The following is a 24,064-nucleotide window of genomic DNA, read 5'->3' on the forward strand; positions in this document are numbered from 1 at the left end:
CCCCGCCGATCGGTCGCAGGATCGCAGGCTGCGTCAGCGGTTGGCCTGGCGATGCGCTGCTGGCGCTCCACGATGCGCTCGATGACCGGGCAAGGGGGCGAAATACGGTAGCGGCACTCCCCGATGGGTGCAACAGGCGGTGCGATGGTGAGGCGGACGGGTGCGGCCGAGATGGTGGGCTCGCTGCCGTCAGGGTCGGCAGCGAGCCGGGTCAGCCAGTCGCCAGCGGATAGGCGTGCCAGCCATCCGGTAGTGGCTGGCCCGCGGCCTGTGCCAACAGCGCCGCGCTGGCGGGGAACAGCGGTTGGGGCAGGTCATCTTGGGGGAACCAGCGCCACTGCGCGAACACCTCGGGTTCGGTGACCCTTGGGGTGGGCGGATCTGCCAGCTGGAGCCGTGCAGCGACGGTGATGGCCGTGCACTCGGGGTTCAGCTGATGCAGGAAGGCGCCGATCTCGATCGTCGCGTCGGTGAGGATGCCGGTCTCCTCGTGCAGCTCCCGCCGTGCCGCGTCAGCGAAGGTCTCGTTCGGTTCGACATGGCCGCCGGGCATGCACCAGCAGGGCGTTTCCCCCGCCTTGACGCGGTAGCCCAGCAGGAGCTTGCCATCACCGCGGGTGAGTATCAGGCCGACGCCCACGCGTGACTGGGGGGCTGGCATCAGGCGCGCTCCTGGAGTCGGGCTGGCTGGGTCAGCGCCTCGGCCACGGCGCTGGCGGCGTAGTGGCCGCTGACGAAGGCCGCGACGATGCCGCGGAACAGCCCGCAGGCGTCGCCCACCACCCAGGTGGGGCGGTCGCCGAGACGCAGGCTCTCATCGACCTCCGGATACCAGCCGACACCTTCCAGGGTGGGGCCGATCAGGCGCGTGCTCTCCGCCTCGAGCTGGGGGAAGTTGTCGACCAGCTGACGCAGCCCGCGCTGCATCGCCTGTGCCAGCGGCGCCCCATAGACCCGCTCCATGGCCGCCGTGGCGTCGTGGTCGTCGGCGAGCCAGGCGCTGAGCGGGAGGTCGAAATGCGTGTCCGCGCGGCCCAGCGTGCGGGTCAGCGCGGCGATGGTCTCGCGTGCCAGCGACTCGTCGAGAATCCGCGTGTTGAAGCCGACGTTGGAGCGCTCGGTGGGCGGGCCGTCCGAGTGTCCTGAGACCGTCCACAGCCCCTGGGTCTGCGTCAGCACGGTGCGCCCGTGGCGACAGGCGCAGAAGGTGCGCCACTCGGTCGTCTTGTCGGCGGCGTGCAGGGTCAGCTTGGGATCGAGATCGGCGAAGTCCTGGAAGAAGGCGTGCTCGCTGGGCTGCTCGATTCGGAAGCCCACTTCCAGCCGACGGAAGCGCGTGCGGATGCCGTCGCCCAGCGCCAGCGGTCCGAAGCGCCCTGCGGCCCACACCAGAGTGGTCGCGGTGAGCGCGCTCGACGTGCCGTCAGCGGCGCGCAGTTGGAGGTGGTGGCGCGCCTCGTCCTCGTCGTAGCGCTGGCTGATCACCTGGGTGTCGCTGACGATCTCGACATCGAGTGCGCCGACCAGGTTGGCGATCATCGCCTCGCGCTGCTCGAGCGGCAGGTAGTAGGAGGGGTAGTGCTTGAGCGACCAGGCGTTGTGGCACGGCGTATAGACATCGGCGCGGTCGGGAAACGGCGGGGTCGTCATGCCGTGGGCCGCGAGCAGTTCGCGGGTCCAGGCGTAGGCCTGGCGCAGCGGCGCCCGATACGGTAACCGCCACAGCTCGGTGGCGGAGGGGTAGAACGAGAACTTGCCGTCGGAGTAGAGGCCGGCGCCGCCGTGGCCCTGGGTCAGCTCGGCCTCGGCGTGGCGGTCACGGCGATCGATCGCATGACCCTGGTCGAGCAGCAGCACGCGCAGCCCGCGATGCGAAAGGCGGCTGGCGGCGGCGAGCCCGGCAGGGCCGGCGCCGACAATGACGCTGTCGTAGTGTGTCACTGGGGCCTCCGGCCGCACGGCGGCGAAAGATGGAAAGAGCCGACACCTGGTGTAGAGTGCCGCTTCGGTAAGGTTGGCGTACACCGATTCATGGTAATGTTTTACAATTCCTGACCGAAAATTGATACGAGTCGCTGCGTATCAGATAGTATCGTATTTCTCAGGAGCTGTTTTTGACAAGGATGTTTCCTATGTCCACTTCTACATCGTCAGTCGATACCCCTGTTCGCCCCGGGCGACCGCGCAGTGCCGCGGCCTCGGCCAAGGTGACGCGCGCCGCGCTCGAGCTGGCGCTGGAGGGTGGGTTGCCCTACGCCACCATCGAGCGTATCGCTAGTGTTTCCGGGGTCGCCAAGTCGACCATCTATCGGCGCTGGCCCAATGCGGGCGCGATCCTCATGGATGCGTTCCTCGACGTCATCGGCCCAACCATCGCCTATGACGACAGCCTGCCTATCGTGGCCAACTTCCGACGTAGTGTGGCCGGGCTCTCCGAGGTGCTCAACGGCCCCTACGGACGCCTGCTGCAGCATCTGTTGGGGGCGGCCCAGTCGGACCCCGAGCTCAGCCGCGCCTTCGTCGAGCGCTGGATCGGCCCGCGCCGGCAGATGGGGCGTGAGGCGATCGAGCACGCCGTGGTACGTGGCGAGCTGACTGCCGATATCGATCCCGGGCTGAGCATGGATCTGATCTATGGGGCGATCTACTATCGGCTCTCGGTATCGTTCAGCGAGATCGACCGTGAGTTCGTCGAGACCGTGGTGATGCGGGTGCTCGGCCCCTATCTGCCCGAAGGTACGAGCTGAGCCGGTAACGCGAGCGGGAGGCGGGGGCGCCACAAAGGCGCAGATAGCATTGACGAACGCCGCGGTCGGCCGACCGCGGCGTTCGTCGTCTTGGGCTAGGCGCTTGGCATCAGGCGCCGAGGCTCTGGCCCATGCGGATCGGGGTGCCGGTGGGATCGAAGTCGTGGAATTCGGCCTCGCGCCCGAGGCACATCACCACCGTGGAGCCGAGCTTGAAGCGGCCCATCTCTGCGCCTTTCTCGATCACCACCGGGGTGTCGAAAGACGTGGTCTGGACGCGTCCGCTGAGCGGCGTGATCTGGCCCGCCCACACGGTCTCGATGGCGGCGACGATCATCGCCCCGACCAGCACCATCGCCAGCGGGCCGCGCTCGGTATCGAACACGCAGACCAGACGCTCGTTGCGTGCGAATAGCCCCGGAACGTGATTGGCGGTCGCCTGGTTGACCGAGAACAGCCGGCCCGGCACATAGGTCATCTCGCGCAGGGTGCCGGTGAGCGGCATGTGCACGCGGTGATAGTCCTTGGGCGACAGGTAGACGGTGGCGAAGCTGCCCTGACGAAACGGCGCCGCGCGGGCGCTGTCGCCGCCGAGCAGGGCATTGAGCGAGTAGTTCTGCCCCTTGGCCTGGATCAGCGTGCCGTGGTTGATGCGGCCGAAGCGAGAGAGGGTGCCGTCGGCGGGCGAGATCAGACCCTCGCCTAGGGGGCGGGCATCGGGCTTGAGTGCGCGGGTGAAGAAGTCGTTGAAGCAGGCGTAGGCACCGGGATCGGGCTCGCGCGCCTGGCTCATGTCGACACCGTAGTGCTTGATGAAGTGGCGGATGAAGGGATCCTTGATCCAGCCGACGCGGCTCTCGGCGAGCTTGCCGATCAGGCGCGAGAGCGCGTGCTGGGGCAGCGGATACTGAATGTTGGCGAAGAGTTCCTGGCGATCCACGGTATGACTGCCCCTCGAGTCGGAAAGGCGCACAAGGTAGCGGCCGTACCGCGCGGGCGCAATAGCCCGTGGCGGCGACCGCACGGCGGCAGCGGCCGAGGCGGCATATGACCCCCGGCCGCTGCGCGAAGGACGACCGGCGCCGTACCGGTCGGACAGTGTCTAATGCTCCACGGGGGTATCGTCCCGATTACCCCACTCCTTCCACGACCCCGGATAGGCGCGCACCTTGTCGTAGCCCAGTGCGCGCGCGGCGAGCCAGGTCAGCCCGCTACGGTGATGGCTCTGGCAGTGGGTGACGATCTCCTTGTCCGGGGTGATGCCGCGCGCCTCGAGCTCCGCCACCAGTTCGGCGTAGTCGCGCAGGCGCAGGTCGCGCTGGCTGTCCATGACCTCCAGCCAGTCGAAATTGACCGCCCCCGGCAGGTGGCCGAGCTTGCGGTTGTCCCCCTTGAGGCCGCGATACTCGGCGTCGGAGCGGGCGTCCCAGATCGCCAGGTCGCGGGAACCCAGGCGTTCGAGCAGCTCCTCGCGGCGAATCTGTACCCTGGGGTTGAGATACTCCGCCTGGTAATCGCTGGGTGTCGGGGTGTTGGGCGTGGTCTCCAGCGGATAGCCGTCGGCGCGCCAGGCGTGAATGCCGCCGTTGAGATAGGAGTAGCGGGCGTGGCCGATCAGCTCCAGGGTCCACAGCAGGCGCCCGGCCCAGCCGCCGCCCTCGTCGTCGTAGGCCACCACGTGGGTTTCCGGGGTCAGCCCCAGCGCCGAGAAGAGCTCGCTGAGCGCCGTGGGGGAGGGCACGTCATTGGGCACCTCTCCGCTGCCGGCGAGCAGTTGGCGATAATCGAGGAAGCAGGCGCCGGGTACGTGGCCGTCGCGATAGCTCTCGGCCTTGAGCGGCACGTCGACGATCAGCAGATGCGGGTCGTCGAGGTGAGCAGCGAGGGTATCCGGTTCCAGAATCAGCGGTAGCTGCGGTTGTTCCGAGCTCATGGGGGCTCCTGGCTGAGAGGGCGCCTGGCTCTGGCAGAGCGGCGCCTGGGTCGAGGGGCGATCGGTACGCCGGGATGCCTTCATCATGGCATAGCCGTCGGAATCTGGCATAGCGGCTGGCGGTCGGCGGATGGCGCCGTGCGGTGGATTCGATATACTGCGCCCCGCTCGGCCCCCGCCCGAGCCCTTCACGGCTTTCCAAGCCCCTGCTTTTTGTATACAAGTTGTCAAGCGCGATATGTTCGCGTGCCAACAATAATCGACTCTGCCAGGAGATTGCTGCGTGCTCGACAAATACTTCTCTCTGCGCTCGCTGGGGACCAGCTTCAAGACCGAGGTGCTGGCAGGCGTGGCCACCTTCCTGGCGGCGATGTACATCATCGTGGTCAACCCTTCGATTCTCTCCGCCGCCGGCGTGCCTTTCGCCGGGGCGCTGACCGCCACCGTGCTGATCAGCTTCTTCGGCAGCGTGATGATGGGCCTCTACGCGCGCAACCCGATCCTGGTGGCACCGGGGATGGGGATCAACGCGCTGTTCACCTACACCATGGTGATGGGGGCGGGCATTCCGTGGCAGACCGCCCTGGGCTGCGTGTTCTGGTCGGGGGTGCTGTTCGCGGTGCTGGCGCTGTTCAACGTGCGTCGCTACGTGGTCGACGCCATTCCGGCGACACTGCGCCATGCCATCGCCTGCGGTATCGGGCTCTTCATCACCGTGATCGGGCTGGTCAATGCGCGGCTGCTGGTCTCCAACCCGGCCACCGTGGTCGGCCTGGGTGAGATGACGCCGGCGCTGGTGACCTTTCTGATCGGTCTCGGCGTGACCGCGGTGCTGGTGGCACGACGCATCCAGGGCGCGCTGATCCTGGGCATCGTCTTCACCACGCTAGCGGCGGTACCGATCGGGCGCCTGTGGGGCGACGGCAGCGCCTACTTCCCCGAGGCGATCGCCACCCCGACGCTGGTCAACTTCCAGGGGATCTTCGCCTGGCCCGACTTCAGCGCGCTGGGGCAGGTCGACTTCGGTGGCGCGCTGGCGGTGGCCTACTGGCCGTTCATCTTCGTCATCCTGTTCACCACCTTCTTCGACGCCATGTCGACCTTTATCGGCGTGTGTCAGGCGGGCAATCTGCTCGACGAGAAGGGCGAGCCGCGCAATATCCGCCGCTCGATGATGGTCGACGCCTTCTCCGCGCTGATCTCGGCGCCGCTGGGTACCAGCCCTGCCAACGCCTACGTCGAGTCCGCCGCCGGTATCAGCCAGGGTGGTCGCTCGGGGCTGGTTGCGGTGGTCTCCGGCCTGCTGTTCCTGCCGTTTCTGTTCCTGTCGCCACTGCTGGCGCTGGTGCCGGCGATCGCCACTGCGCCAGCGCTGATCATGGTCGGGGTGTTCATGCTCTCGCCGATCCGCACCATCGACTGGCAGCAGTATGACGATGCCATCCCGGCGTTCGTGGCGATGATGCTGATTCCGCTCACCTACTCGATCACCCACGGGGTGGTGTTCGGCTTCCTCACCTATGTGGTGGTCAAGGTCGGCGTGGGTAAAGCGCGCGAAGTGCGTCCGGCGATGTGGGTGCTGTTCCTGCTCTCGATTCTGATGCTGTTCGAGGGCTGATCCAGACTGCCTGCGCTCGATCCCGCTTGGTTAAGTTAACAAGCGGTTCGAAGGACGCATCGACAACCCCATCATCGGGCCGCGGCGATGTCGTCGCGGATGCGCTGAAAGCTGGCGAAGCGCTCGGGATGGATCTCGCCGCGCTCGACGGCGCCGAGCAGCGCACAGCCCGGCTCCTCGCGATGCCGGCAGTCCCGGAAGCGGCAGCGGCCGAGCAGCGGGCGGAACTCGATGAAGCCCTCGGCCAGCTCGCGTTCGTCGAGGTGCCAGAGGCCGAATTCGCGGATGCCCGGCGAGTCGATCAGGTCGCCTTCGCGTGGCCGGCCGCTCTCGCCATCCTCCGGCAGCGGGTAGAGGCGTGCGGTGGTGGTGGTGTGCTTGCCCTTGCGGGTCTCTTCCGAGAGGGCGCCGATGCGCAGGGTCTCGTCCGGCAGCAGGCGGTCGATCAACGATGACTTGCCCACGCCGCTCTGGCCGACGAAGACCGACGTGCGTCCCTTGAGACGGGCGTGCAGGGCAGCCAGGCCGTGATCGCGCTTGGCCGAGGCTTCGATCAGCGGGTAGCCGAGGTCGACATAACGTGCCAGCAGCGCGCGCACCGGGCCCGCCTTGGGCGGCAGCAGGTCGCTCTTGTTGAGCACCAGTACCGGGGCGATGCCGGTGCTCTCCGCGGCGACCAGATAGCGGTCGACCAGGTTGGCGTAGGGCGTGGGCTCGGCGGCGATCACCACCAGGATCTGATCGATGTTGGCGGCCACCGGGCGCAGCTGGCCCTGGGCGTCGGGGCGCTCGAGCACGCTGATCCGTTCGCCGCGGGCGACCACCACGCCACTGCCGTCCTGGGCCTCGCGCCATATCACGCGGTCACCGGTGACCAGCCCTTCGAGGTTGGCGCGCAGATGGCAGCGGTGACGCGAGGTCTGCTCGCCTTCAACTGCCTCGACCTCCAGGGTACGGCCGAAGTGGGCAGCCACGCGGCCCGGGCGTTCGGGGCCGTATTCGCCGCCCTCGAGGGCGCGCTCATCGCGCGCCGCGCGGCGATCGACGCGGGCGGCGCGTTCGGCCTGGACCTTCTCTACGCGCCAGCGTTGCTGGCGGGTCAGTTTGCGTCGGCTCATCGGTGGCGTCGGTCCTTGGGTCATGGCCGCTCGGGCGGCGCGGGCTTACAATGGTCGGCATTGTAGCCATCCCTATCCGTCGTGTCCGCCCATCTCGGTCGGCACCAGGGCGGTACCCCACTGGAGATAGTCATGTCGGCGACCCCCGAAGCCTCCCCCCGTAGCGATCTGCTGGTCTGGATCGATCTCGAGATGACCGGGCTCGATCCCAACCGCGAGCGCATCATCGAGGTGGCGACGCTGATCACCGATGGCGACCTCGAACTGATCGCCGAGGGCCCGGTACTCGCCGTGCACCAGCCCGAGGCACTGCTCGACGGCATGGATGCCTGGAATCAGAAGACCCACGGCGACTCCGGGCTGATCGAGCGGGTGAAGCGCAGCGAGATCGACACCACCGAGGCAGAGCAGCTTACCCTTGACTTCCTTCGCCGCTATGTGGCGCCGGGCACCTCGCCGGTGTGCGGCAACAGCATCCATCAGGATCGCCGTTTCCTCGAGCGCGAGATGCCGGCGCTCAACGACTTCTTCCACTACCGCAATCTCGACGTGTCGACGCTCAAGGAGCTGGCCAAGCGCTGGAATCCGGCCGTGGCCAGCGGTTTCAGCAAGCGCAATACCCACCAGGCGCTGGATGACATCCGCGAATCCCTGGCCGAGCTCAAGCACTATCGCGAGACCTTCCTCAAGCTGGCCGAGTGAGCCAGCGCCGGAGCTAATCAACAGGCCCGGAGAGACACAAGGGTTTGTACGAAAAGTCAGCGAGCGAAGGCCAGACCGGGGCGCGTAGCCAAGGCAGAAATCGGCGAAAACGGACCGGGCTGGCGATCCAGCCGATTTTTAACGCCGTATTGCCGAGTGCAGGTAGTTTTCGTACAAAACCTAGGCGCTTGCGATCCGCGTCTGACGCTTGTGGCGCTGCTCCTCGAGCGCCCAGCGCACGTGCTCGCGCACCAGATCCGAGGGGTAGGCCAGCCGTGCGCGCAGGGCGCTTTCGACACGCTCGCTCCAGGGCGCGTTGCCCAGTCCCACGGCGAGATTGCGCAGCCAGCGTTCGTAGCCGATCCGCCGGATCGGACTGCCTTCTGTGCGTTTGAGAAACTCCGTCTCGCTCCAGGCGAACAGCGTCACCAGCTCGGCACGATCGAGGTCGTGGCGCGGAGCGAAGTCGGGCTCGTGGCTGGCACGGGTGAAGCGGGTGAAGGGGCAGAACAGCTGGCAGTCGTCGCAGCCGTAGACGCGATTGCCCATGGCGCGGCGGTACTCGACGGGGATGGCGCCATGCAGTTCGATGGTCAGATACGAGATGCAGCGCCGTGCATCGATCACCTTGTCTTCGACGATGGCGTCGGTGGGGCAGGCGGTCTGGCAGCTCGAGCAGGAGCCGCAGTGCTCGCGTTCGAAGGGCGCATCGACCGGTAGCGGCAGATCGGTGTAGAGCTCGCCGAGGAAGAACAGCGAGCCGGCCTTGGGGTCGAGCAGCATGGCGTTCTTGCCGAACCAGCCAATGCCGGCCTTCTGCGCCAGGGCGCGCTCCATCACCGGGGCCGAGTCGACGAAGGCGCGATAGCCGAAGGGTCCCACCGCCGCCTCGATCAGCCGCGCCAGCTGGTCGAGGCGCTTGCGGATCAGCTTGTGATAGTCGCGGCCGAGGGCGTAGCGCGAGATATAGGCCCGCTGCGGCTGGCCCAGCACGCGGGTGGTCTCAACCTCCGGCGGTAGATAGTCCATGCGCGCGCTGATCACCCGCAGGGTGCCGGGGACCAGTTCGGCGGGTCGGGTGCGCTTGGTACCGTGCTTGGCCATGTAGGCCATCTCGCCGTGGTGTCCGGCCTCTAGCCAGCGCGCCAGATAGCGCTCATGGGTGGCGAGATCGGTATCGGTGATCCCCACTGCCTGGAAACCGAGTTCGCGCCCCCACTGCTTGATCTGGGTGGCGAGGGCGGCGGGGTCGATCTCGGCGGACGGGGTGCGCGCGGAGCACGGGCGCTGCTCGCTCATGCGTCTTCCTGCTCGTCTCGGGTGGGCTCGGGCCGCGAGCGGTGCTCGGGTGCGCTACCCTACACCAGATTGGAGATCAACGGCAGGCCACGGCCCCCATCAGGAGTCGACATGCAGACACAGATCGAGGCGAGGCCGCTCTACCTCGCGGCCCAGGTACGCGAGATGGACCGCCGCGTGATTGCCGCGGCAGGGGAGGGGTTCTGGCTGATGCGTCAGGCGGGCGAGGCGGCCTATGCGCTGCTGCGGGCGCGTTGGCCCGAAGTGCGGCGGTTGTGCGTGCTGTGCGGCGGGGGCAACAACGGCGGTGACGGTTATGTGCTGGCGGCGCTGGCCGCCGCCGATGGTGTTGCCGTGGAGCTGATCGCGCTCACCCCGCCGGAGAGGCTCGAAGGCGATGCAAGGCGGGCCTTCGAGCTCGCCGCGGAAGCCGGGATCGAGGCGCTCGGCTGGGCCGACGAGCTGACCCTGGATGGCGAGATCATGGTCGATGCGATGCTCGGGACCGGGGCCCACGGGGCACCTCGCGGCGACGTCGCCACGGCGATCGCGCAGCTCAACGCCGCCGGCAAGCCGGTGATGGCGCTGGACGTCCCCTCCGGGGTCGATGTCGACAGCGGCCACGTCGAGGCGGCGGCAGTGCACGCCACGCTCACGCTCACCTTCATTGCCGACAAGCTCGGCCTGCATACCGGCGCCGCGCTGGATCATGTGGGGGAACTGACCCTGGCCGACCTGGGGGTCGAGGCAAGCGCCTTCACCGATCTGGTCCCGGTGGGGTGGCGTCAGGATGCGCAGCAGCTGGCGGCATCCCTGCCGCGGCGTCGGCCCAGCGCCCACAAGGGCACCCAGGGCCACGTGCTGGTGGTCGCGGGCGCGCCGGGCATGGGCGGGGCGGCGCTGATGACCAGCGAAATGGTGGCGCGGGTCGGTGCCGGCAAGGTGAGCCTGGCGACCGATGCCGCCCACGTGGCGGCGAGTCTCACCCGCTTTCCCGAGATCATGGCCCACGGCGTGCGCGGTGGCGCCGATCTCGCCTCGCTGGTGACGGCCGCCGATGTGCTCGCGGTGGGGCCGGGTATCGGTACCGGCGCCTGGGGACAGGCCGCGCTGCAGCAGGTACTGGCCGTCGGCAAGCCCTGCGTGGTCGATGCCGATGGTCTCAATCTGCTTGCCAGCCACGCGGCAGAGACCCGGCGTGACGACTGGGTGCTGACGCCGCATCCTGGCGAGGCCGGGCGACTGCTCGGCTGGACCACGGCGGCGGTGCAGCGTGATCGGCGTGGTGCGGTGATCGCGCTGCAACAGCGCTGGGGCGGCTGCGTGGTGCTCAAGGGTCCCGGTACGCTGATCTATGACGGCGAACGACTCGACCTGTGCCCCTACGGCAACCCGGGAATGGCCAGTGGCGGAATGGGCGATGCCCTGACCGGAATCGTCGCCGGCCTGCTGGGTCAGCTCGGTGACCCCGCCCGAGCGGCGCGGCTGGGGGTGCTGATCCATGCCCTGGCCGCGGACGCGGCGGCCGCCGACGGCGGTCAGCGTGGTCTGCTGGCGAGCGATCTGGCATCCTATGCGCGACGCTTGGCCAACCCCTGACGGCCGGTAGCGCGAGCCGTGAAGGCCACGCTGCCGCCGATCCGTCGTGGCCGCGCCGGTGCCGTTATAGGGGCAGCGGCTGCTTTTTGACTTGAGGCCGGTCTGTCATACAGGCCGACCTTTGATGAAGCTAGTGCAATCATGCCGATCCTACTGCAAGACGAAGCCGCCCAGGTGGCCTTCGGCGAAACCTTGGGACACGCCCTCGCCGGGCGCGGCCAGATCCATCTGATCGGTGAGCTGGGCGCCGGCAAGACCACGCTGACGCGGGGCATTCTGCGCGCTTATGGTCACGCGGGAGCGGTCAAGAGCCCCACCTATACGCTGGTCGAGCCCTACGATCTGGGCCGTTACCGTGTCTACCATTTCGATCTCTACCGCCTCGGCGATCCCGAAGAGCTCGAGTTCATGGGCGCGCGCGACATGCTGGACGATAGCGTCCTCAGCGTGATCGAGTGGCCCAGCCGCGGCGCAGGATGGCTGCCGCGTCCCGATCTCGAGCTGCACCTGAGCCTGGCCGAGGCGGGCCGCCGGATCGCCGCGGTGGCACACACCCAACATGGACGTGACGTGCTGGCCTCGCTGCCGGCAGCGTTGAGCGACAAGGAAGATGCATGCTGACAGACGTGGCACACAGGGACATGGCAGCGCGCGGGCCGCGTGCCGGGGCCGGACAGAGCCTCATCGGCGGAGCCTGGCGGCGCCGGTTCGCCAGTGTGGCGCTGGCGCTGGTGGCACTCTGCTGCCTGGTGCTGACGACCGCGGCGCAGGCGGCCACGGTCAACAACCTGCGCCTGTGGTCGGCCCCGGACCATGTGCGCCTGGTGTTCGATCTCTCGGGGCCGGCACGCGCCAATGTCTTCACCCTGGATAATCCGCGCCGGGTGGTGATCGATCTCGACAGCACCAAGCTCGATGTCGACATCGACAAGCTCGATCTTGACGCCAGTGCCATCGACAAGGTGCGTACCGGCGTGCGCGAGAGCGGCGGGCTTCGCGTGGTGCTCGACGTCAATCGGGCGGTGGTGCCCAAGAGCTTCACCCTGCCGCCCAACGAGCAGTACAGCGATCGTCTGGTGGTCGATCTCGACTATCCCGGCGCCAGTGCCGTGGCCGATCCCATCGATCCGATCGAGGCGATGATCCGCGATCAGGAGATCGCCGCGCAGCGGGCGCAGAAGGAAGCCGTGGCCGAAGGCAAGCCGGAGCAGGCCGATGCGGTCGCCGCCACGGTGGAGGCGCAGCCGCATCCCAAGCGCGACATCATCATCGCCGTCGACCCGGGGCACGGCGGCGAGGACCCGGGGGCAACCGGCCCCCACGGCACGCGCGAAAAGGATGTGGTGCTGGGCATCGCGCGCAAGCTGAAGCAGCGCTTCGATCAGACCCCGGGGTTCAAGGCCTTCATGACCCGCGACGGTGACTACTATGTCGGCCTGCGTCAGCGCACCCTGCTGGCGCGTCAGCAGAAGGCGGACTTCTTCGTCTCGATCCACGCCGATGCGGTGCGCAGCCGGCAGCCCTCGGGCAGCTCGGTGTATGCGCTCTCCCAGGGCGGGGCGACCTCCGAGACGGCGCGCTGGCTGGCGGCGAGCGAGAACCAGTCGGACCTGATCGGTGGTGTCGACGGCAATCTCAGCCTCGACGACAAGGACGAGGTGCTGCGCGGCGTGCTGCTCGACCTGACCATGACCGCGACCATGAACGACTCGCTGGCCACCGGCGGCCAGGTGCTCGACAAGCTGGGGCGGATCAACAAGTTGCACAAGTCCAAGGTGGAGCAGGCCGGTTTCGTGGTGCTGAAGTCGCCGGACATCCCCTCGCTGCTGGTGGAGACCGGCTTCATCTCCAACCCCAAGGAGGAGGCGGAGCTGCGTTCGCCGCGGCATCAGGCCGAGCTCGCCCAGGCGATCTATGCCGGGATCGTGGCGCACTTCCGTCAGCATCCGCCGCCTGCCAGCCTGCTGGCGTGGCAGCGCGACCAGGGCCGTGGCAGTGCCAGCAACGAGTATCGCGTGCGCGCCGGCGATACCCTGTCGCAGGTGGCGGCGGGGCACGGTATCAGCATGCGGGCGCTGAAGCAGGCCAATGGCCTCGACAGCGACATCCTGCGCGTGGGTCAGGTGTTGACGATTCCGTGAGCCGGCCATATCCGACGAGGAGAGCAGAGAGATGAGCGAGGCGTCACGTATCCGTGTGCTCGACCCACGCCTGGCCAACCAGATCGCGGCGGGGGAGGTGGTCGAGCGCCCCGCCTCGGTGGTCAAGGAGATCGTCGAGAACGCCATCGATGCCGGTGGGCGGCGCATCGAGATCGAGCTGGAGTCCGGCGGCACGCGCCTGATCCGGGTGCGCGACGACGGCAGCGGCATCGGCGAGACGGATCTGCCGCTGGCGCTGTCGCGCCATGCCACCAGCAAGATCGCCTCGCTCGACGACCTCGAGGATGTCGCCAGCCTGGGCTTCCGCGGCGAGGCGCTGGCCTCGATCAGCGCGGTGTCGCGACTGGAGCTGATCTCCAACGCCGCCGATGACCCCAGTGGCGGCTGGCGCGTGGTCGCCGAGGGGCGCGAGATGGCGCCGAGGGTGACTCCGGCGCCGCATCCCCGGGGTACCTCGGTGCTGGTGCGCGATCTGTTCTTCAATACCCCGGCGCGGCGCAAGTTCCTGCGCACCGAGAAGACCGAGTTCGGACATGTCGAGGAGGCCTTCCGGCGTCTGGCGCTGTCGCGCTTCGATATCACCTGGCTGCTGCGCCACAACCAGAAAGTGGTTCACCAGCTGCCGGCGGCGGTGGACGATCAGCGTGGCCACGAGCGACGTATCGCCGCGCTGCTGGGCAAGCGCTTCATCGACGAGTCGCTGCATCTCGATATCGAGGCCTCCGGCCTGCGCCTGTGGGGCTGGGTGGGGCTGCCCACCCACTCGCGTGCCCAGGCCGATCAGCAGTACTTCTTCGTCAATGGGCGCGTGGTGCGCGACCGCCTGGTCGCCCACGCCATCCGCCAAGCCTACCGCGACGTGCTGTTCCATGGCCGCCACCCGGTATTCGTGCTCTATCTCGAACTCGACCCCCGGGTGGTCGACGTCAACGTCCACCCGACCAAGCACGAGGTACGCTTCCGCGACGGGCGTCTGGTCCACGACTTTCTGTTCTCGAGTCTGCACCGGGCGTTGGCCGAGGTACGGCCCAATCATCAGGGCGCGGCCGATGGCGACGCGCAAGCGTCGGGCAGTGCAGACGACCGGGAGGTGCAGACTCCGAGTCCGGAAAGCGTGGCCCCGGTGGCCGATGACACCGCGGCGTCGGCGTGGCAGCAGCAGCGCATGCCACTCTCCGGCCAGCACGAGCGCGGCGGCGCGGGCGGCGGTTACGCCCCCCGTCAGGACGGCGCCCTGCGGCCGCCGGCCCAGCGTATCCGCGAGTTCATGGCCGGCTACCACGCCCTGCACCCGGATCATGAGTCGACCCTGCTGACACCGCGCCAGGCGGCGGATGGTAGCGGGGTAGAGACGACACCGGTCGCAGAGGGGCCCGGTGGCAGCGCCGCCGCGGTCGCCAGTCGCGAGCGTCCGGCGCCGGATGTCACCACGCTGGGCGCCCCCGACGATACCCAGGCGCCACCGCTGGGCTATGCGGTGGCGCAGCTGCACGGGGTCTATATCCTGGCCCAGAGCGAGCGCGGCATGGTGGTCGTCGACATGCACGCCGCCCACGAGCGCATCGTCTATGAGCGCATGAAACAGCAGATTCATGCCGGCGCACTGGACGCCCAGCCGCTGCTGGTACCGGTCTCGATCGCGGTCGGCGCGGCCGAGGCGGAGACCGCCGAGCGCGAGCGCGAGGCGTTTTCGCGGCTCGGTGTCGAGCTCGATGCCGCCGGGCCGGAGACGCTGCTGGTGCGTCAGGTGCCGGCGCTGCTCGCCGATGCCGATATCGAGCCGCTGATCCGCGACATGCTCGGCGATCTCGAGCGCTACGGGCGCTCCGACCGCTTCGAGACACACATCAACCAGCTGCTCGGTACCATGGCCTGCCACGGCAGCGTGCGCGCCAACCGCGCGCTGACCCTGCCGGAGATGAATGCGCTGCTGCGTGACATGGAGCGCACCGAGCGCAGTGGCCAGTGCAACCACGGACGCCCGACCTGGACCGAGATGTCGATGGCGCAGTTGGACAAGCTGTTCTTGCGCGGCCAGTGAGACACCCTTGTAGAGAACACACGTGACCCGAGATGACCGCCCGACGGCGATCCTGCTGCTGGGGCCCACCGCCGCCGGCAAGACCGATACCGCGATCGCGCTCCACGAGCGCTGCGGCTGCGAGTTGATCAGCGTCGACTCGGCAATGATCTATCGCGGCATGGATATCGGTACCGCCAAGCCCAGTGTCGAGGAGCTGGCGCGCGCGCCGCACCGGCTGATCGATATCCGCGATCCGGCCGAGCGCTACTCGGCGGCGGACTTTCGTGAGGATGCCCTGGCCGCCATGGCGTCGATCTCCGCCTGCGGCAAAACGCCGCTGCTGGTCGGCGGCACCATGATGTACGCCAAGCGTCTGATAGAGGGCGTGGCCGAGATGCCAGGGGCGGACCCTGAGCTGCGCGAGGCGCTGCGCCAGCGCGGTGAGTCGCACGGCTACGCGGCGCTGCACGCCGAGCTGGCGGCGGTCGACCCCGAGGCCGCGGCGGCGATCCACCCGCACAACCGCCAGCGCCTGATCCGGGCGCTGGAGGTGCAGCGGGTGAGCGGGATCGCGCTGAGTGAGCACTGGCGTCGGCAGCAGCGCGCAAACTTTCCGTGGCGGCTGTTGTCCATTGCTCTCGCGCCCGCTGATCGTGCCGACCTTCACCGGCGCATCGCGACGCGATTCGAGGCGATGCTGGATGGCGGATTCATCGAGGAAGTGGCTACATTGAAACAACGTGGTGACCTGCACCTCGATCTGCCCGCCATGCGCAGTGTCGGTTATCGCCAGGCGTGGGAGCATCTCGACGGCGTCTACGATCGCGACGGCCTGCGGGCCCGTGGGGTGGCCGCCACCCGCCAGCTGGCCAAGCGTCAGCTGACCTGGTTGCGGCGCTGGCCCGGGCTTGAGTGGGTCGACAGCAGCGCGCCCGATGCCCTCGAGCAGGTCGTGAAAATCGTGCGTGCCCATGGGAGTTAGCGTAAAATAGCAGGCTTCGTCACGACGATGGCGAGCAGCGGTCGCTGCCGCGCCACGATGCCGGAACCGAGCGCAGCGTCGCCGACAACAGAAAAGCAAGTCAAAAACAGTATGGCTCATCTCGCCAAGCGATGAGTTTTCACATTATGGGAGAGCAACATGTCCAAAGGGCAGTCCCTTCAGGACCCGTACCTGAACATCCTGCGCAAGGAGCGCATCCCGGTTTCCATCTTCCTCGTCAACGGCATCAAGCTGCAGGGTCAGATCGAGTCCTTCGATCAGTTCGTCATCCTGCTGCGCAACACCGTGAGTCAGATGGTCTACAAGCACGCCATCTCCACGGTCGTGCCCTCCCGTAACGTCCGGTTGCCGCCGCAGGACCCCAATGCAGCGCCCGGGCTCGACAATTGATCGAGAGGTAGTGATTGTTTTTCGAACGTCCCGACGCCGGCGAAACGGCGATTCTGGTCCATGTGGACTTTCAGGACGAGCAGGATCGCGAAGATCCGGGTGAACTCCTGGAACTGGTGCGATCCGCTGGTGCGGTGCCGGCGACCCTGATTCAGGGCAGCCGGCGTCGTCCCGACCCTCGTTCCTTCATCGGCAGTGGCAAGCTCGACGAGGTCAAGCATGCCCTCGCAGCCCACCACGCCGAACTGGTCATCTTCAACCACGCCCTGTCTCCCTCCCAGGAGCGCAACCTCGAGCGCAGCCTCAACTGCCGTGTGCTCGATCGCACGGGGCTGATCCTGGATATCTTCGCGCAGCGCGCGCGGACCCACGAAGGCAAACTGCAGGTCGAACTGGCTCAGCTCGAGTACATGTCGACCCGGCTGGTGCGCGGCTGGACCCACCTGGAGCGGCAGAAGGGCGGTATCGGTCTGCGCGGTCCGGGTGAGACCCAGCTCGAGACCGACCGCCGGCTGCTGCGCGCGCGCATCAAGTCGATTCACAAGCGCCTCGAGAAAGTGCGCAAGCAGCGCGATCAGAACCGCCGTGCGCGGGCCCGGGCCGAGGTGCCCAGCGTCTCGCTGGTGGGCTACACCAACGCCGGCAAGTCGACGCTGTTCAATGCCATCACCGCGGCCGAGGTCTACGCTGCCGATCAGCTCTTCGCCACCCTCGATCCGACCCTGCGGCGTCTCGACGTGCCCGATGTGGGCGAGGTGGTGCTGGCCGATACCGTGGGCTTCATCCGTCACCTGCCGCACAAGCTGGTCGAGGCGTTCCAGGCCACCCTGCAGGAGGCCACCGAGGCGAGCCTGCTGGTGCATGTGATCGATGCCGCCGACCCCGACCGCGAGCTCAACGTGGCCCAGGTCGACAGCGTGCTGGCCGAGATCGATGCCGAAGCGGTGCCGCGCCTGCTGGTGATGAACAAGATCGATCTGATGGACACCGCGCCGCGCATCGAGCGCGACGGCCAGGGGCGTCCGCAGGTGGTGTGGCTCTCGGCACGTGACGGCCAGGGGCTTGAGCTGCTGCGCGATGCGATCGGCGAGTGGCTGGCGGAGGACATTCTCGACATCCGCTTGACGCTGACGCCGGAGCAAGGTCGACTACGGGCAGCACTGCATGAACTGCAGGCGGTACGCGAGGAGTCGTTCGACGAGGGTGGTCTGACGATTCTCGAGATTCGCTTGCCCCGACGGGAGTTTATGCAGATGATGGCCCGCTTGGGCGAAAGCGCCGATAACTACTTGCCCGTACACGAGCAGACCCCGATCGACGACTGGGAACGGGTCTGACGCGGGAACCGATTACGCAGGGGAGCTTCGTGGCCCGCGGGCCCGATTTGCACAGGGCGACAACGATTCGACATCAGGCCGAACATGCCCAGCGCGCCGACGCCAACTGCTTCGGCGGCTCGTACTCCCCACGCCTGACGCAACGCTTTGATCGCATCGAGTGGAGACTTAGGTATGGCTTGGAACGAGCCAGGTGGTGGCAACAACCAGCAGGACCCTTGGAGCGGCGGGGGGGGCCGCCGCCCGAGCGGGAATGGTGGCGACAATGGCGATGGCAACAATCGAGGGGGCGGCAACAATCAGGGGCCGCCGGATCTCGATGAGGCGCTGAAGAAGTTTCAGGACAAGATCAACCGTCTGTTCGGCGGCCGCGGCAAGCGCGGCGGCGCCGGTGGTGGCGACAACAGCGGTGGCGGCAAGCGCAATCCGTTCGTGCTGCCGCTGCTGGTGGTGATCGTCGCGGCGGTGGTGTGGGCCGGTTCCGGCTTCCACCTGATCGACCAGTCCGAGCGTGGCGTGGTGTTCCGCTTCGGCAAGTACACCACCACCCTCAATCCCGGGCTTCACTGGAACCCGCCGATCATGGATCAGGTCGAGAACGTCAACGTGACCAGCATCCGCTCGGCCAACCAGACCGACTCGATGCTCACCAGCGACGAGAACATCGTCCGCGTCAGCGTCTCCACTCAGTACGTGGTCAGTGATGCCCATGCCTTCCTGGTCAACGTCAAAGAGCCGGAGATGACGCTGCAGAACGCGATGGACTCGGCTCTGCGCCAGGAAGTCGGCAACATGAAGTTGCAGCAGATCCTGACCACCGGGCGTGATCGCCTGGGGCAGCGCGTCTTCGATCGTCTCAGCGCCTACATGGAAGCCTACGGCACCGGCCTGCGTCTGCAGACCGTCAACGTCGAGTCGACGGCACCGCCGGATAAGGTCCAGAACGCCTTCGATGACGTCATCCGCGCGCGGGAAGAGCGCCAGCGCTCGATCAACCGGGCCAACGCCTACAGTCAGGCGGTGGTGCTCGAGGCCAAGGGGCAGAAACAGCGTCTGGTCGCAGAGGCACAGGGTTACAAAGCGGCCGCCGTGGCCGATGCCACCGGTCAGGCCAACCGCTTCAATTCGTTGCTGGGCGAGTATCAGCAGGCGCCGAAGGTCACCCGGGAGCGTCTCTACCTGGAGACGATCAGCCAGGTGCTGAGCCAGACGCCCAAGGCGTTGGTCGATCTCGGTGACAGCAGTGCGGTCACCGTGCTGCCCCTCAACCAGATGCAGGCCGGCGGCAACGGTAGTAGCGACTCGACCAAGATGAGCATGCAGCAACTCGAACAGATTTCGCGTGAGGTGGTCGATCACATGAACAGCAGCAGCAACTCGCAGCAGCACACGCGTAGTTCCAGCCTGCGGGAGGGCCGTTAATGTTTAACAATCGTGCCCTGATCGGCGTCATCGTCCTGGCGCTGCTGGCGTGGTTCGCCAGCGCGAGTTTCTATGTCGTCAACGAGACCCAGCGCGCCATCAAGCTGCGCTTCGGCGAGGTGATCGAGAACAATATCGGTCCCGGGCTGCACTTCAAGCTACCGGTGTTCAATACCGTGCGCATCTTCGACGTGCGCGTACAGACGGTCGACTCCGGCGCCACGCGCTACCTGACCGCCGACTCCAAGGCGGTGATCGTCGACTCCTTCGTCAAGTGGAAGATCGCCGATCCGAAGCAGTTCTACGAAGCCACCCGCGGCAACATCCAGGTCGCTGAGAACCTGATCGCGCCGCGGACCGACGAGGCGCTGCGCAACAAGTTCGGTCAGACCCAGATGTCCGACATCATCCAGGAGCGCATCGCCGCCGAGAGCAAGAAGGAGGATCTGGCCGGCAAGAGCAAGGGTCCGGATACGGTCGAGGGTGCGCGTGAAGAGCTGATGGTCGAACCGGTGCAGCAGCTCGATGCGGCCATGCGAAAGGAGCTCGGCGTGCACATCCTGGATATCCGGGTGAAGCGCATCGAGCTACCCACCGAAGTGACCCAGGCGGTCTACGAGCGCATGAACTCCGAGCGTGAACAGGCCGCGCGCACTTACCGCGCCGAGGGCTCGCAGCAGGCCGAGGCGATACGTGCCGATGCCGACCGCCAGCGTCAGGAGATCCTCGCCAACGGGCGCCAGGAGTCCGAGACCACCCGCGGTGAGGGTGATGCCCAGGCGGCCAAGATCTACGCCAGCGCCTACCAGAAGGATCCGGACTTCTACGCCTTCTATCGCTCGATGCAGGCCTACCGCGACAGTTTCGATGGCAAGGGCAAGGATCTGCTGGTGCTCAGCCCCGAAAACAGCCAGTTCTTCCGTTACCTGAAGAACCCGCACCCGGGGGCCGCGCAGTGAGCGCATGAGAAACCCACGCCCGCGGGATTTCCCCGCGGGCGTTTCGTGGTACCATTTTCAACGCCGGGTCTTGCCCGGCTTTTTTGTGCGAGAGGTTCATGCCACCGCAGGTTGAAAGGAGCGTGCGGGGTATGGACATGGCCGCATCCAGATGACGTTGTCGGGCGGCGCCGCGTGCCGGCGCCCCCGATCCTCACGACTTACCGCTTGGCAGGACAGGCTCATGACGATCGCTGACCGCTGGCTGCTTCCAGACGGCATGGACGAGATTCTGCCGCCGCAGGCAACCCGTATGGAGGAGCTGCGTCGGACGCTGCTCGACCTGTACGACCGCTGGGGCTATGACCTGGTCATGCCGCCGCCGGTCGAGTTCCTCGATTCGCTGCTGACCGGCACCGGCACCGATCTCGATCTGCAGACGTTCAAACTCACCGACCAGCTCACCGGACGCATGATGGGGGCGAGCGCCGATGTCACCCCGCAGGTGGCACGGATGGACGCTCACTCGCTCAAGCGCCAGGGCCCGGTGCGGCTGTGCTACTGCACCACCGTGCTGCGCGCCCAGGCGGACAAGCACCAGGGTGGACGCAGCCCGATGCAGGTGGGGGTCGAACTGTTCGGCCACGCCGGCCTCGAGGCGGACATCGAGGTGCTGCGCCTGGCGCTCTCCAGCCTCGAGGCGGCGGGCGCCGGCGAGGTCCACCTGGCGCTCAGCCATATCGCCATCTATCGCGCGCTGACCCAGGCGGCGGCATGTGACGACGATGTGGAGCGGGCGCTGTTCGACGCCATCGAGCGCAAGGCGTTCAATCGGGTCGATGCGCTGGTGGCGGCGCACGTCAACGATCCGGCCCTGGCGCGCATGCTCGGCGAACTGCCGCGGCTGCATGGTGGCGCCGAGGTGTTGGAAGCGGCGCGCGACGCGCTCGCCGAGGCGCCGGCAGCGGTGGGCGAGGCGCTGGCGCAGCTGGTACGACTGCATCGTGGTGTGGCCGCCGAGCATCCCGAGGTGTCGATCTATTTCGACCTGGCCGAGCTGCGTGGCTATCAGTATCACACCGGCATGGTCTTCGCGGCCTACGTGCCTGGCTACGGCCAGGCCCTGGCCAAGGGCGGGCGCTACGATGACACCGGTCGCGCCTTCGGCCGGGCCCGGCCGGCGACCGGGTTCTCCATGGATCTCAAGCAGCTGGCGACGCTGGCCGAGCGCGAACCGCCAGTCAATGGCATCTGGGCGCCCGACGATGACAGCGCTGCGCTCACCGAGACCATCAACCACCTGCGCGCTCAGGGAGAGCGCGTGATTCAGGCACTGCCCGGGCAGCACACCGGTCCGGGCGCTCACCGCTGCGACCGCCAACTGGCGTTCGAGGCGGGCGAGTGGCGCATCGCGCCGCTGCGCTGAGACGAACGGGATTCCGACGCACGCGTCGCAACGAGTCGAGCGAGAGACGAGAGCAATGGGCAAGAACGTAGTCGTATTGGGTACGCAGTGGGGTGACGAAGGCAAGGGCAAGGTCGTCGACCTGCTGACCGAGTCCGCCTCGGCGGTGGTGCGCTTCCAGGGCGGGCACAATGCCGGTCACACGCTGGTGATCGACGGGCAGAAGACCGTGCTTCACCTGATCCCTTCCGGGGTCCTGCGCGATGACAAGATCTGTGTGATCGGTAACGGCGTGGTGCTGTCGCCGGAGGCGCTGATCGACGAGATCAAGGAGCTCGAAGCCAAGGGTGTACCGGTGCGCGAACGCCTGCGCCTGTCACCGGCGTGTCCGCTGATCCTGCCTTATCATGTGCGTCTCGATCAGGCCCGCGAGAAGGCCCGCGGCGTGGCCAAGATCGGCACCACCGGTCGCGGCATCGGCCCGGCCTACGAGGACAAGGTGGCGCGCCGCGGCCTGCGCCTGGGCGACATGCTGCATCGCGAGCGCTTCGCCTCCAAGCTGGGTGAGGTGCTCGATTACCACAACTTCGTGCTGACCCGTTACCACGGCGAGCCGGCGGTGGACTTCCAGGAGGTGCTGGATCAGGCCATGGCGTTCGCTGAGGAGCTGCGGCCGATGGTGTGCGATGCGGTGACCCTGGTGCATGACATCCGCAAGTCGGGCGAGAACATCCTGTTCGAAGGCGCCCAGGGCTCGCTGCTGGATATCGACCACGGTACCTATCCGTTCGTGACCAGCTCCAATACCACCGCCGGCGGGACCGCCACCGGCTCCGGTGTGGGTCCGCTCTATCTCGACTACGTGCTGGGGATCACCAAGGCCTACACCACCCGTGTCGGCTCCGGTCCGTTCCCGACCGAGCTGTTCGACGAGTTCGGCCGTCACCTGGCCGAGAAGGGCCACGAGTTCGGTGCCACCACCGGCCGTGCCCGCCGTTGCGGCTGGTTCGATGCGGTGGCGCTGCGTCACGCGGTGCAGATCAACTCGGTCTCGGGTATCTGCCTGACCAAGCTCGACGTGCTCGACGGGCTCGAGAACATTCGCGTCTGTGTCGGCTACCGCAGCAAGGATGGCGAGACCATCGACAATCCGGTGGACTCCGAGGGCTACGAGGTGATCGAGCCGCTCTATCACGATCTGCCGGGCTGGAACGAATCGACCCTGGGCATCAAGCGTGTCGACGAGCTGCCGGCCAATGCGCGCGCCTATATCGCCTTCCTGGAACAGGAGGTGGGGACGCCGATCGATATCATCTCCACCGGTCCGGACCGTAACGAGACGATCGTGCTGCGCAATCCTTTCGACTGAGTCGCGACGCGGCCCGTCCTTTCGGCCCGCTGCCTTCGGCAGCGGGCTTTTTATTGCCTGTGTTATTGCCCGTGGCCGCGGCACTCAGGTTGCGATCCCGGCGGCAATTCTTTCAATCCGGGTGATAGGCAAAGGCTGTTGCCCGCGGGCGGCGCCCCGGTATCGTGCCGCTGCCGAGCCTTCAGGGCCTGCCGCCATCTTGTCGCGGCCCGGCGGGAAGCCGCATGCGGTGGGGGTTGGCGCCGGAACGAAACAGGTGGCGTAGACGATCGCCGGCAGCGCTATCGACCTGCGCTGGCGGGCCCGGCAGCGCAGGCGTTTGCCCCATGGCGAGGGTTCACACTCTCTCCAAAGGGGACTAAAATGGTCCTATATGATTCCGCGGGCCTGAATGCCTTTACCGAGCTGGCATGCGGGTCGCGAATCAGTCCGTTTCACCTAAGGTGGCGCGCTCCCGAGGCGCCGTCGAGTGCAGGCCCGGTGCATGCTGAAACTTTCCAAGCTGACGGACTACGCCGCGATGATGATGGCGCAGATCGCGCGGGCGCCCGAGGAGGCCCATACGGCTTCCGAGCTGGCCCAGCGTCTGCATCTGCCGCACCCGACCGTGGGCAAGACGCTCAAGATGCTGGCGAAAGAGGGGCTGTTGATATCGCGGCGCGGCTCCCACGGTGGCTATGTGCTGGCGCGGCCGGCCGTCGAGATCGCCGCCAGCGATATCATCGCGGCAATCGAAGGGCCGATCGGCATGACCGAGTGCAGTCACGTCGACGGTGAGTGCGAGCTGATCGGCACCTGCGGTGTCGCCGACAATTGGCAGCGGGTGTCGCAGGCGATCCGCACGCTGCTCGACGGCGTCACCCTGGCCCATCTGGCCCAAGAAGCACCGATCAAGTTACCCGTACTGATGCCGATCCAGAGCGTCACGCTGCCCAGCGTGGCCGAGGGCCGGCGCTAGAACAGTCAGCACGACTCCCGGGGTCCCGTGGTCGCGACCGG

The 24,064-nt window shown here is 67.2% G+C and carries 21 protein-coding genes; 15 read left to right on the forward strand and 6 right to left on the reverse strand.

Translation table 11 applies throughout. The features are described 5' to 3' along the window. Positions 1-211 precede the first annotated feature (211 nt). Positions 212-661 carry an NUDIX domain-containing protein gene (locus DOM67_RS03950; protein ID WP_110674378.1) on the reverse strand — a complete coding sequence of 150 codons (450 nt, stop codon included), beginning with the start codon at positions 659-661 and terminating at the stop codon, positions 212-214. Next, positions 661-1,941 carry an NAD(P)-binding protein gene (locus tag DOM67_RS03955; RefSeq protein ID WP_157958790.1) on the reverse strand — a complete coding sequence of 427 codons (1,281 nt, stop codon included), beginning with the start codon at positions 1,939-1,941 and terminating at the stop codon, positions 661-663. Before DOM67_RS03955 ends, DOM67_RS03950 begins: the two co-directional genes overlap by 1 nt. A 191-nt stretch (positions 1,942-2,132) precedes the next feature. Here DOM67_RS03955 and DOM67_RS03960 point away from each other — a divergent pair, with 191 nt between their 5' ends. After that, on the forward strand, positions 2,133-2,747 hold the full coding sequence (locus tag DOM67_RS03960; protein WP_198651722.1) for a TetR/AcrR family transcriptional regulator: 615 nt from the start codon (positions 2,133-2,135) through the stop codon (positions 2,745-2,747). Positions 2,748-2,856: 109 nt separating this feature from the next. Here DOM67_RS03960 and asd read toward each other — a convergent pair whose 3' ends face one another. Both asd and DOM67_RS03970 read right to left on the reverse strand, forming a co-directional pair. Then, positions 2,857-3,687 carry an archaetidylserine decarboxylase gene (gene asd, locus DOM67_RS03965; RefSeq protein ID WP_110674381.1) on the reverse strand — a complete coding sequence of 277 codons (831 nt, stop codon included), beginning with the start codon at positions 3,685-3,687 and terminating at the stop codon, positions 2,857-2,859. A 162-nt stretch (positions 3,688-3,849) separates the two neighbouring features. Further along, positions 3,850-4,680, reverse strand: a complete 831-nt coding sequence (locus tag DOM67_RS03970; protein WP_110674382.1) for a sulfurtransferase — start codon at positions 4,678-4,680, stop codon at positions 3,850-3,852. Positions 4,681-4,963: 283 nt separating this feature from the next. On the opposite strand from DOM67_RS03970, the gene DOM67_RS03975 reads away from it, so the two are divergent. Continuing rightward, positions 4,964-6,298: an NCS2 family permease gene (locus DOM67_RS03975; RefSeq protein ID WP_110674383.1), complete on the forward strand. Its 1,335-nt coding sequence runs from the start codon at positions 4,964-4,966 to the stop codon at positions 6,296-6,298. Between the two features lie 71 nt (positions 6,299-6,369). Here DOM67_RS03975 and rsgA read toward each other — a convergent pair whose 3' ends face one another. Further along, positions 6,370-7,416: a small ribosomal subunit biogenesis GTPase RsgA gene (rsgA, locus tag DOM67_RS03980; protein ID WP_110674384.1), complete on the reverse strand. Its 1,047-nt coding sequence runs from the start codon at positions 7,414-7,416 to the stop codon at positions 6,370-6,372. Between the two features lie 132 nt (positions 7,417-7,548). Between rsgA and orn the strand changes: the two genes are divergently transcribed. Next, positions 7,549-8,118 (forward strand): oligoribonuclease, encoded by a 570-nt coding sequence (gene orn, locus DOM67_RS03985; RefSeq protein WP_110674385.1) that lies wholly within the window; start codon positions 7,549-7,551, stop codon positions 8,116-8,118. A 180-nt stretch (positions 8,119-8,298) separates the two neighbouring features. On the opposite strand, the gene queG is transcribed toward orn, so the two are convergent. Then, the gene (gene queG, locus DOM67_RS03990; protein WP_110674386.1) at positions 8,299-9,417 is read right to left on the reverse strand and encodes a tRNA epoxyqueuosine(34) reductase QueG; all 1,119 of its coding nucleotides are present in this window, start codon (positions 9,415-9,417) and stop codon (positions 8,299-8,301) included. Between the two features lie 111 nt (positions 9,418-9,528). On the opposite strand from queG, the gene DOM67_RS03995 reads away from it, so the two are divergent. From DOM67_RS03995 to DOM67_RS04050, 12 genes are all read left to right on the forward strand, one after another. Then, positions 9,529-11,016 (forward strand): NAD(P)H-hydrate dehydratase, encoded by a 1,488-nt coding sequence (locus DOM67_RS03995; protein WP_110674387.1) that lies wholly within the window; start codon positions 9,529-9,531, stop codon positions 11,014-11,016. A gap of 141 nt (positions 11,017-11,157) precedes the next feature. Continuing rightward, positions 11,158-11,637 (forward strand): tRNA (adenosine(37)-N6)-threonylcarbamoyltransferase complex ATPase subunit type 1 TsaE, encoded by a 480-nt coding sequence (gene tsaE, locus DOM67_RS04000; RefSeq protein WP_110674388.1) that lies wholly within the window; start codon positions 11,158-11,160, stop codon positions 11,635-11,637. Further along, positions 11,631-13,157: an N-acetylmuramoyl-L-alanine amidase gene (locus DOM67_RS04005; protein WP_232825129.1), complete on the forward strand. Its 1,527-nt coding sequence runs from the start codon at positions 11,631-11,633 to the stop codon at positions 13,155-13,157. Before tsaE ends, DOM67_RS04005 begins: the two co-directional genes overlap by 7 nt. Before the next feature lie 31 nt (positions 13,158-13,188). Next, a complete protein-coding gene (gene mutL / locus DOM67_RS04010) occupies positions 13,189-15,219 on the forward strand; it encodes a DNA mismatch repair endonuclease MutL (protein WP_110674390.1) in 2,031 nt (676 codons plus the stop codon). Between the two features lie 22 nt (positions 15,220-15,241). Next, positions 15,242-16,183: a tRNA (adenosine(37)-N6)-dimethylallyltransferase MiaA gene (miaA, locus tag DOM67_RS04015; RefSeq protein WP_110674391.1), complete on the forward strand. Its 942-nt coding sequence runs from the start codon at positions 15,242-15,244 to the stop codon at positions 16,181-16,183. Positions 16,184-16,342: 159 nt separating this feature from the next. Continuing rightward, positions 16,343-16,594 carry an RNA chaperone Hfq gene (hfq, locus tag DOM67_RS04020; RefSeq protein WP_035469968.1) on the forward strand — a complete coding sequence of 84 codons (252 nt, stop codon included), beginning with the start codon at positions 16,343-16,345 and terminating at the stop codon, positions 16,592-16,594. Positions 16,595-16,608: 14 nt separating this feature from the next. Further along, positions 16,609-17,931, forward strand: a complete 1,323-nt coding sequence (hflX, locus tag DOM67_RS04025) for a ribosome rescue GTPase HflX (RefSeq protein WP_110674392.1) — start codon at positions 16,609-16,611, stop codon at positions 17,929-17,931. A 174-nt stretch (positions 17,932-18,105) separates the two neighbouring features. Further along, entirely contained in the window at positions 18,106-19,353 is a 1,248-nt protein-coding gene (hflK, locus tag DOM67_RS04030) for an FtsH protease activity modulator HflK (RefSeq protein ID WP_110674393.1), read from the forward strand. After that, positions 19,353-20,312 (forward strand): protease modulator HflC, encoded by a 960-nt coding sequence (gene hflC / locus DOM67_RS04035; RefSeq protein WP_110674394.1) that lies wholly within the window; start codon positions 19,353-19,355, stop codon positions 20,310-20,312. The genes hflK and hflC overlap by 1 nt, the downstream gene beginning before the upstream one ends. A gap of 223 nt (positions 20,313-20,535) precedes the next feature. Then, positions 20,536-21,717, forward strand: a complete 1,182-nt coding sequence (locus DOM67_RS04040) for an ATP phosphoribosyltransferase regulatory subunit (RefSeq protein ID WP_110674395.1) — start codon at positions 20,536-20,538, stop codon at positions 21,715-21,717. A gap of 55 nt (positions 21,718-21,772) precedes the next feature. After that, a complete protein-coding gene (locus tag DOM67_RS04045; protein ID WP_110674396.1) occupies positions 21,773-23,065 on the forward strand; it encodes an adenylosuccinate synthase in 1,293 nt (430 codons plus the stop codon). A gap of 484 nt (positions 23,066-23,549) precedes the next feature. Beyond that, on the forward strand, positions 23,550-24,023 hold the full coding sequence (locus tag DOM67_RS04050) for an SUF system Fe-S cluster assembly regulator (RefSeq protein WP_035470671.1): 474 nt from the start codon (positions 23,550-23,552) through the stop codon (positions 24,021-24,023). The last annotated feature ends 41 nt before the right edge of the window (positions 24,024-24,064 follow it).

The sequence above is a fragment of the Salinicola sp. RZ23 genome (assembly GCF_003206675.1).
In the GTDB taxonomy this organism is placed as follows: Bacteria; Pseudomonadota; Gammaproteobacteria; order Pseudomonadales; family Halomonadaceae; genus Salinicola; species Salinicola endophyticus.